Consider the following 12,919-nt stretch of genomic DNA (forward strand, 5'->3'; position numbering starts at 1 on the left):
ATTCCGGGCCAATTGGCAACCCTGCAGACGGTATGGCAGGGATGTCAGGGCTAATTTATCGGCAAAAACTTGTGATCTGTTAGAAATATAGCAACTTAGGTAATATATGCAGTGTTATTCGATACCGCGTCAGCACGCGTAAGCTGACAATCTGATTGTTGAGTGGGCGGAAAATTCATGGCGCGTGAAGCCAACGGGGCGAAGGGTCACCATAAAGAAGTGACCGACCGCCACAAGACAGACGAGAGCCATCTGGCAAAGCTTGTGGATCTGGGGATTGCACTTTCTGCCGAACAGGGGCGTGAAGAGCTTAACCAGAAAATTCTCATGGCTGCGCGTGACTTCACCAATGCCGATGGTGGATCGCTTTATCTTGTCAATCGCGAAGAAAGCGAACTGCATTTCCGCATTCTGATGAATGATACGCTCAACACCTTTTTCGTCAGTGGCCGCGAAGCCGAAAAACCCTTTCCGCCATTGCCGCTTTATGACAGTGAAGGCCGTCCGAACTATCGCAATATTGCGACCTATGTCGCGCTCAGCGGTAAATCGATCAATATCGAAGATGCCTATTACGCCAAGGGGTTTGATTTTTCAGGGACGCGCGCCTTTGACGCCAAAACCGGATATCGATCAAAATCCTTTCTTACCGTGCCGCTGAAAAATACGCGCGGGACGGTGATCGGTGTTCTGCAATTGATCAATGCCCGGGATCATTCGGGCAATGTCATTCCCTTTGACAAGGCAATCGAGCCGATCATCAATGCGCTGGCAAGTCAGGCGGCAGTGGCAATTGAAAACAGTCGCCTGCTGGTTGCCCAGCGTGACCTGATGGAAAGTTTCGTGCGTGTTCTTGGTCATGCGATCGACGCCAAGTCGCCCCATACCGCAGACCATTGTTCGCGCGTGCCCGTGATCGCCCGCATGCTGGCACAGGCAGCCGTTGACGACAAACTGGGACCCTTTTCGAACTTCTATCTCACCGATATGGAATGGTACGAGCTTGATCTGGCGGCATGGCTTCATGATTGCGGCAAGATCGTTACTCCTGATCATGTGATCGAAAAGGCGACCAAGCTTGAAACCATCCATAACCGTATCCATGAAATCCGCACCCGGTTTGAAGTTCTCAGGCGCGATGCCGAAATTGACATGCTTAAACGCAAACTCGCGGGCGAGGACGCGGAGGTCTGCGAAGCCGATTTCAATACCAGGGTGGCAGAACTTGAAGCCCGGTTCGCGCTGGTGGCCGATGCCAATATCGGGGATGCCGAGATTGATACAGATGCAATCTATGCCCTGCATGATATTGCCGAGCTGACATGGACCCGCCATTTCGACCGGACACTGGGATTGTCCTGGGCTGAAAACGAACGGCTTAGTGATGCTGATCTGGCATCATTGCGCGAACCGGGTGTCGAAAATGTTCTGATGGACCGCGAAGATCATATCTATCAGGGCTTTAACCGTGGCGAGCTTTATAATCTTTCGGTTCCGCATGGCACCCTGACATCCGAGGAACGGCAGGTGATTAATGATCATGTCGTGATCACACAGGATATGCTTGCACAATTGCCCTATCCGCGCGAACTGCAACGCATTCCGGAAATTGCCGGCAACCATCATGAAAAAATGGACGGGTCGGGCTATCCGCGCGGCCTGACCGGGGATGACATGGGAATCCTCGAAAAGGTGATGGTCATTGCCGATATTTTCGAGGCCCTGACCGCCGTTGACCGACCCTATAAACGTCCCAAGCTTCTGTCCGAATGTATCGCAATCCTTTCCGATATGCGCGACAAGGGGCAGATTGATAACGATCTGTTCGAACTGTTTCTGATCAGTGGCACCTATGTCGAATATGGCCTGAAATATCTGCGTCCCGAACAGTGCGATGAAGTCGATATCGAACAATTCATCATCTCTAACTGAACCAGTTCGCAAGTTTATACGCAAAAAAAAGGACCGTCACAGGGACGGTCCGGCAAGTTCAGGGTGCAATGTTATGGTGGCTTTTATCTAAAGGCTGTCATGAAAATGACAGGCGACTTCCTGGGTGTCGGACACCCGGTCAAGTTTCGGGACTTCGGATGCACATTTGTCTTTTGCAAAAGGACAGCGGGTCCGAAAAACGCAACCCGATGGCGGCGATATCGGGCTTGGCAGATCACCGGTCAGGACAATGCGTTCCTTGTTGCGTTCGATCTCGGGGTCCGGGATCGGAACCGCTGAAATCAGTGCCTTGGTATAGGGGTGTCTTGGATTGGCATAAATGTTGTCGCGATCAGCCAGCTCCATGACATTGCCAAGATACAGCACCATGATGCGGTGGCAGATATGGCGCACAATCGACAAATCATGGCTGATGAAAATCAGCGACAGGTCAAATTCCCTCTGCAATTCCTGCAACAGATTGACGATTTGCGCCTGAATGGAAACATCAAGGGCCGATACCGGTTCGTCACAGACAATCAGTTTCGGTTCAAGGATCATGGCGCGTGCAATACCGATGCGCTGACACTGCCCGCCGGAAAACTCGTGCGGATAGCGGTTGATCATCTGTGGCAAAAGCCCAACGCGCGCCATCATGCGTTTGACCCGTGCCTTGATTTCTTCCTTGCCGAGTTCCGGTTTGTGAGTGACCAGCGGTTCGGCGATAATTTCGCCAATGGTCATGCGGGGATTAAGGCTGGCAAGCGGGTCCTGGAAGATGATCTGAAGATCACGGCGTAATGGCTGCATCTCCCGGTGGGGCGAGCCGACAATGTTTTTGCCAAGCCATGCAACCTGTCCGCCAGAAGGTGCGATCAGTTGCAGGATCGCACGGCCAAGGGTCGATTTACCACAACCTGATTCACCGACAACGCCAAGTGTCTCTCCCGGATAAAGATCAAAATTCACCCCGTCGACAGCTTTAAGCTGCCGGTCCGGTGCAAACAGACCCTTGCCGGGAATGGCGAAATGAACCTTCAGGTCACGGACCGAAAGGATCGGACTGGTATCCTGTGTTCCGGATTTTGGTGTCATTACGGTCATTGTCCGTCCTCCCGGAAACAGGCACTTGCTCGGTCCTGATCAAATGCCTTCAGCGGCGGACGTTCCTTGCTGCAACGTTCCATCACATAGCCACAGCGTTCCTGATAGGCGCACCCGGTCGGAAGGTTCTGCAAGTTGGGCGGTTGTCCCGGAATGGCAAACAGGTTTTCTTCGTTGGCATGATCGATGCGTGGCATCGATTTCAAAAGCCCCTCGGTATAGGGATGATGACTGTCGTAATAGATGTCGCGCACCGCCCCGGTTTCGACGACGCGCCCGCCATACATCACCATCACCCGGTCACACAATCCGGCTACCACGCCCAGATCATGGGTGATCATGACGGTGGCGGTGTTGAAATCCTTTTGAAGATCACGGAGCAGGTCAAGAATTTGCGCCTGAACAGTAACATCAAGGGCGGTGGTCGGTTCATCGGCAATCAGAACTTCCGGATCGCACAACAGTGCCATGGCAATCATGACGCGCTGACGCATGCCGCCAGAAAATTCATGTGGGTACATGTGAACGCGCTGGGCCGCGCCGGGAATGCCTACACGATCAAGCATGGCAATGGCTCGTTTGAGTGCCTCGGCCTCGGACATGCCGCGGTGTTCGACCAGAACCTCGGTCATCTGTTTCGAGATTTTCAGATACGGGTTCAGTGATGTCATCGGATCCTGAAAGATCATCGACATCGAAACACCGCGAATTTTATTCAGCTCGCGCGCGGGCAAATTCAGGATTTCCGTATCCTTGTAGCGCACCGATCCGCTTGACGATCCGTTCTTGGCCAGAAGCCCCATCAGGGACAGGAAAATTTGCGTTTTGCCGGAACCGGATTCACCGACCACGCCCAGTGTTTCGCCCGGATCAATATGGAAATTGACATTGTTCACTGCCTCGACCTCGCCATCGGGTGTCTGGAAGCGGGTTGTCAGGTTCTCGACAGTCAGAATGTGATTGGTTGTCATGATATTGTCCTTGCTGCCTTACCTGTCCTTCGGATCAAGCGCGTCGCGCAGACCGTCACCGATGAAGTTGAAACAGAACAGGGTGAGTGCCAGGAACACAGCCGGGTAAATCAGCATCCATGTGGATGCCTCGATCACCTTGGCCCCTTCGGAAATCAGAACGCCCCAACTGGTCAGTGGCTCCTGAACGCCCAGCCCAAGGAAGGACAGGAAGCTTTCAGTCAGGATGACCTGCGGGATGGTCAGCGTCATATAGACAATGACCGGGCCAAGCACGTTGGGGATGATATGGCGGAAAATAATCTTGAAGTTCGACACGCCGGTTGCGTGGGCTGCCTCGATAAATTCACGTCTGCGCAGTGAAAGGGTCTGGCCGCGTACAATACGCGCCATGGTCAGCCATTCAACTGCACCAAGTGCAACAAAGATCAGAAAGATGTTTCGGCCAAATACCACCATCAACATGATCACAAAGAACATGAAGGGCAGGGAATAAAGCACATCGACAAAGCGCATCATGATGTTGTCGATTTTGCCGCCAAAGAAACCGGCGACCGCCCCATAGGTCACGCCGATGACCAGCGAGACCGATGTTGCAAGTAACCCGACCGCAAGCGATACGCGTGCGCCAAAAAGAACACGGATAAACAGGTCACGGCCATTGCCGTCCGTTCCAAAGATATGGCCGTTTTCCCAGTTCGGGCCTTCCTGAATATAGCCCCAGTCGATCTGGTCATAGGCATAGGGGCTCAAAAGCGGTGCAAAAACAGCCAGAAGCGTGATGATGCCCAGAATGATCATCGATCCGACGGCGGCCTTGTTTCGAAACAGGCGAATGCGGGCATCGCGCCACAGGCTGCGGCCCTCGATTTCCACAGGCGCGCCCGCAGCTTCCAGCATTGCTGTCTTTTCAGATTTATTCATCATCAGTTTGACTTCAATTTTGGATCAAGAAGGCCGTAAACCATATCGACCAGGAAATTCAGCATGATGATCATCACCGCATAGACGATGACCACACCCATGACGAGCGGGTAGTCGCGGTTCAATGCTGCCTTGATGAAATAGGTGCCAATGCCGGGGACACCAAAGATGCTCTCGATCACGACCGAACCGGTCATGACAGCTGCTGTAGCCGGTCCAAGATAGGAAACAACAGGCAAAAGCGCACCCTTGATGGCATGTCGGTTGACCACAAGCTTTTCACGCAATCCCTTGGCGCGTGCAGTGCGGATATAGTTGGAATGCAGAACCTCGACCATTGATCCGCGTGTAAGACGTGCGATATAGGCGATCTGCGGCAGGGCAAGGGCAATGATCGGCAGGATCTTGTACTGGATTTCACCATCCCCCCATCCGGCCGTCGGCAGGATCGAAAGATACAATCCGAACACCAGCGACAAAAGCGGTGCCATGACAAAGTTCGGAATGGCGATGCCGATCATGGCAATGCCCATGACGGCGAAATCAACTGCGCTATTTTGTCGAAGGGCAGCATAGGTGCCAAATCCGACCCCGAAAACAAGCGCAATGGCGATTGCCGTCAGGCCAAGCTGCATGGATGCGGGCGCACCGGCCATGATCAGTTCTGCAACCGAAAAGTCGCGTATCTTGATTGACGGGCCAAAGTCACCCTGAAACAGTTTGCCGATATAGATGGCGTATTGTTCGATCAGCGGCTTATCAAGATCATAGGCCGCCTTGATGTTTTTTTCGATTTCCGGCGGAAGTGCGCGTTCCTGGTCGAACGGTCCGCCTGGTGCAATGCGCATCATGAAAAAGGCCACCGTGATCACGATGAACAAGGTCGGTATCGCGATCAACAGGCGCCGAATGGCATAAGATAACATAATTCTCTCTCATCCCCGGGGTGGTCACAGGCTGCGGGTGGGAGGAAAACCGCGCAGCCTGCGACACGACATCAGGGTTTACTCAGCAATGTCGAGCCAGCGGGTCAGGTGACGATCCGGGGCATTATCGATCCAGCCCTTGATCTTCGGAGAGACGAGCTGTTTCGAGACATAGTAGTAAATGGGGATGTAGGGCTGGGCTTCCATCATGATGGCTTCTGCCTGATGCATCAGATCAGCGCGTTTTTTCAGGTCGCCCTCGTTTTCAGCAGCCAGCATCAACTCGTTGTAACGCGGGTTGTCAAAGGAAGCATAGTTCAGCGGACCGGTGCGCTCTTCACCAAGGAAAAGGAAGTTCTGCGCATCGTTATAGTCAGCAATCCAGCCTGCGCGGGCAACTTCGAAGTCACCTACTTTCAGGTCGGCATAGTGGATTTTGCCTTCGGAGTTGAACAATTCTGCCTCAACGCCGATCTGTTTCCACATGTTCTGTGCCGCAATCGCGATACGTTTATGGTTTTCCGAGGTATTGTAACGCAGCGTGAATTTCAGGGGATTGTCCGGACCATAACCGGCCTCTGCCATCAGTTTTTTGGCATCAGCAAGCTTTTCTGCATAAGGCAGGTCTTTCCACGAAACGTAAGCCGGTTCGGTGTAGTTGCCGGTTCCCGGCGGAACAAAGGAATAGGCCGGAAGTTCGCCGGTCTTAAGGACAGCATCGGTGATGGCTTCACGGTTCAGCGCAAGTGACAGTGCCTTGCGAACACGGACATCCTTGAATTTGTCCTTATCGGTGCGGATGGCATAGTAATAGATGCCGGCATATGGTGCGATGCGCAGGCTGTCAGCCAGATTGTCGCGCAGCCATGAAATCTGTTCGGATGCGATGTCACGCGCAACATCAAGTTCACTGGCGCGGAAACGGTTCTGCATCGCGGTGCGATCTTCGTAGGTGTAATAGACCACCTCGTCGATCGGAACATTTGCGGCATCATAGAATTCTTCGTTCTTGACCAGTTTGGTGTGAACGTTCGGCAGCCATTCGACCAGTTTGTAAGCGCCGTTAACCACGATGTTTTCCGGCTTTACCCAGTCCTTGCCGTATTTTTCAACGACATGACGGGGAATGGCAAATGCGGTCTGGTGGGTCAGCTGTGCAAGGAAATAGGGGGCGGGTGCTGTCAGTTTGACTTCAAGGGTATGGTCGTCAATCGCACGTGCACCAATTTTTGCACCTTCCTTGCCGGTGTTAACGGCCTCGGCACCTTCGATGATGTAAAGAAGTGATGCGTATTCTGCACCAAGTTCCGGATCAAGCAGGCGTTCCCAGCCCGCGATGAAATCCTGTGCTGTAACCGGTGTTCCGTCCGACCAGTTATGGTTACGGATTTTGAACGTATAGGTCTTGCCGTCTTCGGAAACTGTCCAGCTTTCTGCCGCACCTGGCACCGGCTGTCCATCCGGGCCATAGGTCAGAAGGCCAAGCGACATATCATCGGAGATACGGCTGGTCTGAACCGTGGAAATGAAATGCGGATCCATGGATTGCGGTTCGCCGTCATTGCCGATGCGCAGGATTTTCTCTGCTTGCGCATGGGTGCTCGACAGCATGGTCATGGAACCGGCGATCAAGGCAGTACCAAGAACAAAGGCGCGTGAGGATTTCAGCAACCCGTTCACGAGACCCTTTTTGGTCTTCGTGTTGTCTGACATGTGTGATGTCTCCCTTGTTGGTTATGATTTGTTCGTACCTACTCCCTGAAAGTACGTACGCAAAAATACTGAGGCCGCATTCCGTCAACTTCAAGTAGGATTTCGCGAAATTGTCGCAATTGGTCGATATTTGCGTTGTTTTGATGGTTTTTAGGTGTAAATTTGCAAGTGATCGCAAAATAGACCAATTTTCTACGGTTTTGTTGCGTTGCGATACGCGCGCAGATTTTTGACCTACTTGCCGTTTCAGCGACCATACTGCGCCTAATGGTTGCAGGTTTCCTGTGAAGTATTTCACATTTAAGGGTTTTTCGGACATTGACGCGATTCGAATAAGTCGGGATCTTCATCAAAATCCAATGCCGAAATCGATCCTTGGCACCATGAATAAACCGTGATGGCGGCAAATATCCATTGAGAAACAAACCGCCACACGATACGGGTTACTGCGTATTGGTAAGTCCAACTGTGGAACGGCACCGTCCAAGATGTCTGAAACCATTGATATCCTGTCATTCGTGATTTCCGTGACCGGGGTGGTGCAGGCGGGATTTCTGTTCATGGTTCTGCGCAACGAAGGTGCGAGTGCCTGGCACACCAATCGCTGGATGGGAATTTTCCTTTTGGCTCTGTCCCTGTCCTTTGCGCGCGGGGTGATTTTGCAGCTTGGCGGTACTGCGGCTGCACTGTTGCTCGAACCATTTCTGTTTAGTGCCTATTTCGCGCTCGCACCGGCGGTTTATCTTTATTTCCGCGAAATGTCGGGGGATGTGCCAGACCGTCCCTGGCGCCATTTCCTTCCAGTGACGGCTGCCTGCCTTGTGGTTGGTGTTCTGATCGCGATGGTATTTGTCCGCTATGGTGAAGAACTGATTGAGGGGGCTCCCCTCCAAATCACGTTTGAGACCGACTTCGGACTAAGTTTGCTGGCGAACGGATTGCTTGTCGGGCTGTTTGTTTTTGTCAGCATCTATCACATTGCGCTGAGCCGTACGGCCCATCGTTATGCCCGGACGCTTAAGAATAATGGCGATCCGGAAAGCCTGTCACGAAGGCGTTGGGCCAATGGTGTTGTGCTGTGCTTGCATGTCGCATTGATTGCTTTCGCCCTGTCGCAGCTTTTGCAAATGGCGTCACGCGATATGCATTGGTCCAATATCCTGATCAATCTGGGTTTTGTTCTGGTGTTGTTACGTCTGAATTTCCTGTTGGCCAGTCAGCCGTTCCGTAAAGGTCAGGCGCGAAGCGAAACCCTCCCCGGCAAAGCGCACGCAGGTCGACGCCAAGTGACCGATGATGACCAGACCGCGCTGATTTGTAAAAAGCTCAAGCAGGTAGAAACAGAAGGGCTGCTATTGTTTGATCCGCTACTGACAATGCCAAAACTCGCCGTCCGGATTGGCGTGACGCCGAACCAGTTGTCGTACACGCTCAATAACGTACTTGGGCAATCATTCTTTGAATATGTGAACTCCGTGCGTGTTCACAAAGCTGCCCGGCTTTTATGTTCCGAGCCTGATCGGACAATTCTTGATATTGCAACCGAGGTCGGCTTTAACTCCAAATCGACTTTCAATCTTGCCTTTAAGCGTGTAACGGGTATGACACCCAGTACCTATCGCGTGCATAATTCTTCCGACCGGAAAAACAGCTGCCCGGCGGATGGTGCAAATCTCCAGACGGTTGTAACAACCGGTACTTCCGCCCCATGATCTCGAAACTGGACCTGTCAGAATGGTGACCGAAAACCCCAAACTTGTTTTGATGGTGATTGCCGTTGTCGGGTTGGCACAGGCCGGTTTTTTGATTTCGCTTTTGCGTCAAGAGGGCAAAAGAGCATTTCGCGCGAACCGCTGGCTGATGGTTTTTGCCCTCACTGCGTGCCTGAGCTTTATCGAAGACATCACCGATGTCCTGCTTGATGCAAAGCTGCTTCTTGCTATGGCTCCGGTCTTTATGGCGGCGACCTTTATCTTTGTGCCGTCAATCTATCTTTATTTTTGTGAAATCGCTGATCGTCCGGTCCGCAAGCCGATCTATCATTTTCTGATTGTTGTGCCGGTTCTGTTTGCGGCAACCATGGTTGTTTGGATTTTGTTCCGGGACTATATGCCGGAAATCTTTCATGACAACGATGTCGAAGTAGACATTGCGATCGAAGACGACCTTTGGCTGTCGATCCCGCTTTTGGCTGTGTTTGCCTCACTCTTCATTCAGCTTTTTTTCTATATGCCCAAGATCTGGAAAGTGGCGCTGGTATACTTGCGCCAAGCCAGCGAACAGCTTGGCGCGGATCAAGCGGCCTTGCGCCGCTGGACGCAAGAAATCCTGATCGGAATTACCGCAATTTTTGTCATCTTTGTTGTGACATCAATCATCGACATATTCATTGCCGACGGTACCTGGCTGACAACAATCGTTCAGGGTAGCTTTGCGGCGGTATTCTTCCGCATGTGCCATTTGATGGCATCTTCGCCTGCATTGTTTGTCCAAGCTGAATGGCAGGAGGCTATCAGCTTTGAGGAAAATGGCCTGCATTCTGGAAGTTCGGAAAGCAGGGGACAGGCGTCGGAAGATGGCAACAATGCGAAATCACTGTTGGAAGACGAGGATGTTTTACGTATTCGGGATCGATTGAGTAGGGTCGTGACCGAAACCGACATGTTGTTTGATCCATTGTTATCAATGCCGAAACTGGCCAGCGCAATTGCAGTCACACCCAATCAGTTGTCCTATGTGCTTAATCAGCACCTAGGCAAAAGCTTCTTTGACTTTATCAATGAAGCGCGCACCAACGAGGCATCAAAGCTTCTGATTGATGAGCCGGATCGCACTATTCTCGATATCGCAACCAGTGTTGGCTTTAATTCCAAGTCGACTTTCAATCTTGCCTTCAAGAAAATTACTGGCAAGACACCAAGCGCCTATCGCGCCGAAAACTCAAATAAATCAGATGATTGAATGGTACGAATGATCATTCGTACCATGGTCGCCGCTCTGTCCGGTTCGATGTTATAGAGCCGGACGCCAGGTAATTCGTATTCAGGCAGGTTATGTGCACCTTTTCATTTCATGGTGTTTAAATAGATGTCTGAGAATTACGTTTTGCATCGTGCCGGGAACAGTATGCTGTTTGCGGGCGTGACGTTATGCCTGACCGCACTCCTGATTTTGTTTATGTCTCCTGCGCAGGCTCAGCAGGCTAAAAAAGAAACTCTCCGTGATCAGGTCAATCCGAAAACCGGCGATGCTCTTGATCCGTGGTTTGGTGGAAACTGGCAGGTCGGTGCATTTGGTGGCGTATCAAACAATCCGTATCGCGGGACCGATGATGTTGAATTGGGGCTGTTGCCGATTGTCGCATATGATTCTGAACGTATGCATATCGGTGTGGACGGGATCGACATCAAATTCTTTAAAAACGACGTCTTTAGCGCATCGGTGATCGGGGCGCTGCGGATGGAACCGTTTGATAATGGCGATGGCAATTATTTGCGCGGGATGGAAGAACGGGACATGGCGTTTGAGGCCGGTATTGGTTTTTCGGCCGATATCTGGCGCGGTTCGTTGATTACCAACTATCTCACAGATGTGAACGATGCCCATGATGGTCATCAGGTCGATATGTCTTATGTTGTGCCGGAACAATGGGGGGACGTAGGTTTCAGCTGGGGCGGAGGTGTCACCTGGCAAAGTGACAAACTTGTTGATTACATGGTTGGTGTCCGCCGCAAGGAAGTCCGCAGCGACCGGGCTTATTATGCGCCCGATGCTGCTTTCATCCCGCATATCGACTTTACGGTTACCTATCCGCTGACAGAACAAATCATGCTGATTGGAACGCATGGTTTCCAGTATCTGCCAGACCAGTACACCGATAGCCCGATCATTGATGAAGACTATGTTTTCAGTGCCGGTATCGGTCTTGTCTACAGCTTCTAGGGACTAACAAGGTCTCTTTCATCTAACCCCACACTTTCCGATGTGCCGTAGTTGCATCGGCGTGGGCTTGTCTCATCCTATTCGTCGACGGGCCCACGTATCTTTTTGGTTTCCTGGCGGGTTGCCTGTTCAAGCAGATCCCACTTGTTACCGTACAGGTCTTCAAACACTGCGACCGTGCCATATGGTTCATATCGTGGTTGTTCCAGAAACATCACGCCAGCGGCTGTCATGCGGGCATGATCGCGCGCAAAATCATCGGTGTTCAGGAAAAAGCCAACCCGCCCTCCGGTTTGATTACCAACGGCCTTGGTTTGATCCTCATTGCTTGCCTGAGCAAGCAAAATGCGGGTTTCAATCGCCCCTTTTGGGGCAATAACGACCCAGCGTTTGCCGCCGCCCATGTCGCTGTCTTCAATCAGATCAAATCCGACCTTGTCCGTGTAAAAAGCGATGGCTTCGTCATAGTCGCGCACGACCAGCGTGAACAAACCGATATGGGGCATGGTGTTTTCCGGCAAATGATGAAATGGAGGGGCGGGTTATATCAATCCAAGCGTCTTGAACGAATTATATCCTGCATGACTGATGATGATGTGATCATGCACCGTGATTTCCATCGCCTTTGCGGCATCTACAATCTTGCGGGTCATGTCGATATCGCCCTTGGATGGCGTGGCATCGCCACTTGGATGGTTATGCACCAGAATCAGGGCAGAGGCATGAAGTTCAAGGGCGCGCTTGATGACTTCGCGCGGATAAACCGGCGTATGGTCGACGGTGCCGCGTTGATGGCATTCATCGGCGATCAACCGGTTCTTGCGATCAAGAAACAGCAAATGCAGTTCTTCGGTCTTAAGGTGCCCGATCCGAACCCGGCAGTAATCAATCAGCTGTTCCCAGCTGGCAATTACCGGTAATTCCATTGCCCGTTCGCGCGATAAATGCCGTGCGCTGGCCTCGGCGATCTTGATCGCAGCTATCCCTGCGTCACCAAGCCCTTTGGCGCTTTGCAGGTCTTCGGGGCGGGCGGCCAGAACGTTGGCAAAGCTTCCGAATTGCGCAATCAGCGATTTCGCCAGCGGTTTGACGTCACCGCGTGGCATTGCCATGCACAGCATCAGTTCCAGAAGTTCGTAATCGGCCAATGCATCCGATCCACCCTTGATAAAGCGTTCGCGCAGGCGTTGACGATGGCCGTGATAGTGGGGTTTTGCCGTCTTGGACGATGTTGATGGGGCATCGCCACCCTTTGGCGCGCTTCGGGTGTCTGCGATGGGCGATGTGCCCGATGCCAGATGGTCGCGGGTCTGATCAAAAAAGACCCGCGTGCCGTCATCAATTTCAGATGGAGTGGGGTTGTTCGGGGCGGAAGCAGGTTTGCGATCTTCGGTTTCGCTCAATTCT

The 12,919-nt window shown here is 52.1% G+C and carries 11 protein-coding genes; 4 read left to right on the forward strand and 7 right to left on the reverse strand.

The genetic code is table 11. From position 1 onward, the window contains the following. The first annotated feature begins 177 nt into the window (after positions 1 to 177). A complete protein-coding gene (locus TH30_RS16115) occupies positions 178 to 1,932 on the forward strand; it encodes a GAF and HD-GYP domain-containing protein (RefSeq protein ID WP_114099128.1) in 1,755 nt (584 codons plus the stop codon). Positions 1,933 to 2,019: 87 nt separating this feature from the next. Here the strand turns inward: TH30_RS16115 and TH30_RS16120 are convergent, their stop codons facing one another. The 5 genes from TH30_RS16120 to TH30_RS16140 all read right to left on the reverse strand — a co-directional run bounded on the left by TH30_RS16120 (position 2,020) and on the right by TH30_RS16140 (position 7,570). Then, positions 2,020 to 3,036 carry an ABC transporter ATP-binding protein gene (locus tag TH30_RS16120; protein ID WP_309471226.1) on the reverse strand — a complete coding sequence of 339 codons (1,017 nt, stop codon included), beginning with the start codon at positions 3,034 to 3,036 and terminating at the stop codon, positions 2,020 to 2,022. Continuing rightward, a complete protein-coding gene (locus TH30_RS16125) occupies positions 3,033 to 4,007 on the reverse strand; it encodes an ABC transporter ATP-binding protein (RefSeq protein WP_114099129.1) in 975 nt (324 codons plus the stop codon). The genes TH30_RS16120 and TH30_RS16125 overlap by 4 nt, the downstream gene beginning before the upstream one ends. An 18-nt stretch (positions 4,008 to 4,025) precedes the next feature. After that, a complete protein-coding gene (locus TH30_RS16130) occupies positions 4,026 to 4,934 on the reverse strand; it encodes an ABC transporter permease subunit (RefSeq protein WP_114099130.1) in 909 nt (302 codons plus the stop codon). Further along, entirely contained in the window at positions 4,934 to 5,857 is a 924-nt protein-coding gene (oppB, locus tag TH30_RS16135) for an oligopeptide ABC transporter permease OppB (RefSeq protein ID WP_114099131.1), read from the reverse strand. The genes TH30_RS16130 and oppB overlap by 1 nt, the downstream gene beginning before the upstream one ends. Positions 5,858 to 5,935: 78 nt before the next feature. Further along, positions 5,936 to 7,570, reverse strand: coding sequence for a peptide ABC transporter substrate-binding protein (locus TH30_RS16140; protein ID WP_114099132.1), 1,635 nt, complete (start codon positions 7,568 to 7,570; stop codon positions 5,936 to 5,938). Between the two features lie 488 nt (positions 7,571 to 8,058). Between TH30_RS16140 and TH30_RS16145 the strand changes: the two genes are divergently transcribed. The 3 genes from TH30_RS16145 (at position 8,059) to TH30_RS16155 (ending at position 11,512) form a co-directional block, all read left to right on the forward strand. After that, positions 8,059 to 9,282 carry an AraC family transcriptional regulator gene (locus tag TH30_RS16145; protein WP_114099133.1) on the forward strand — a complete coding sequence of 408 codons (1,224 nt, stop codon included), beginning with the start codon at positions 8,059 to 8,061 and terminating at the stop codon, positions 9,280 to 9,282. A 22-nt stretch (positions 9,283 to 9,304) separates the two neighbouring features. Continuing rightward, positions 9,305 to 10,531: an AraC family transcriptional regulator gene (locus TH30_RS16150; protein ID WP_114099134.1), complete on the forward strand. Its 1,227-nt coding sequence runs from the start codon at positions 9,305 to 9,307 to the stop codon at positions 10,529 to 10,531. 126 nt (positions 10,532 to 10,657) lie between these two features. After that, a complete protein-coding gene (locus tag TH30_RS16155) occupies positions 10,658 to 11,512 on the forward strand; it encodes a MipA/OmpV family protein (protein ID WP_258548755.1) in 855 nt (284 codons plus the stop codon). A 77-nt stretch (positions 11,513 to 11,589) separates the two neighbouring features. Here the strand turns inward: TH30_RS16155 and TH30_RS16160 are convergent, their stop codons facing one another. Beyond that, complete coding sequence (locus tag TH30_RS16160) at positions 11,590 to 12,018, reverse strand: VOC family protein (RefSeq protein WP_114099136.1); 429 nt, start codon at positions 12,016 to 12,018, stop codon at positions 11,590 to 11,592. Between the two features lie 36 nt (positions 12,019 to 12,054). Next, positions 12,055 to 12,915 carry a RadC family protein gene (radC, locus tag TH30_RS16165; protein ID WP_114099137.1) on the reverse strand — a complete coding sequence of 287 codons (861 nt, stop codon included), beginning with the start codon at positions 12,913 to 12,915 and terminating at the stop codon, positions 12,055 to 12,057. Positions 12,916 to 12,919: the final 4 nt, after the last annotated feature.

This window comes from Thalassospira profundimaris, from assembly GCF_003326795.1.
GTDB classification, from domain to species: domain Bacteria; phylum Pseudomonadota; class Alphaproteobacteria; order Rhodospirillales; family Thalassospiraceae; genus Thalassospira; species Thalassospira profundimaris_C.

Coding starts and splice junctions, on each gene's coding strand:
- TH30_RS16115 (WP_114099128.1), top strand. CDS start 178: ATGGCGCGTGAAGCCAACGGGGCGAAGGGTCACCATAAAGAAGTGACC.
- oppB (WP_114099131.1), bottom strand. CDS start 5,857: ATGTTATCTTATGCCATTCGGCGCCTGTTGATCGCGATACCGACCTTG.
- TH30_RS16155 (WP_258548755.1), top strand. CDS start 10,658: ATGTCTGAGAATTACGTTTTGCATCGTGCCGGGAACAGTATGCTGTTT.
- TH30_RS16160 (WP_114099136.1), bottom strand. CDS start 12,018: ATGCCCCATATCGGTTTGTTCACGCTGGTCGTGCGCGACTATGACGAA.
- TH30_RS16145 (WP_114099133.1), top strand. CDS start 8,059: ATGTCTGAAACCATTGATATCCTGTCATTCGTGATTTCCGTGACCGGG.
- TH30_RS16140 (WP_114099132.1), bottom strand. CDS start 7,570: ATGTCAGACAACACGAAGACCAAAAAGGGTCTCGTGAACGGGTTGCTG.
- TH30_RS16150 (WP_114099134.1), top strand. CDS start 9,305: ATGGTGACCGAAAACCCCAAACTTGTTTTGATGGTGATTGCCGTTGTC.
- TH30_RS16130 (WP_114099130.1), bottom strand. CDS start 4,934: ATGATGAATAAATCTGAAAAGACAGCAATGCTGGAAGCTGCGGGCGCG.
- TH30_RS16120 (WP_309471226.1), bottom strand. CDS start 3,036: ATGACCGTAATGACACCAAAATCCGGAACACAGGATACCAGTCCGATC.
- TH30_RS16125 (WP_114099129.1), bottom strand. CDS start 4,007: ATGACAACCAATCACATTCTGACTGTCGAGAACCTGACAACCCGCTTC.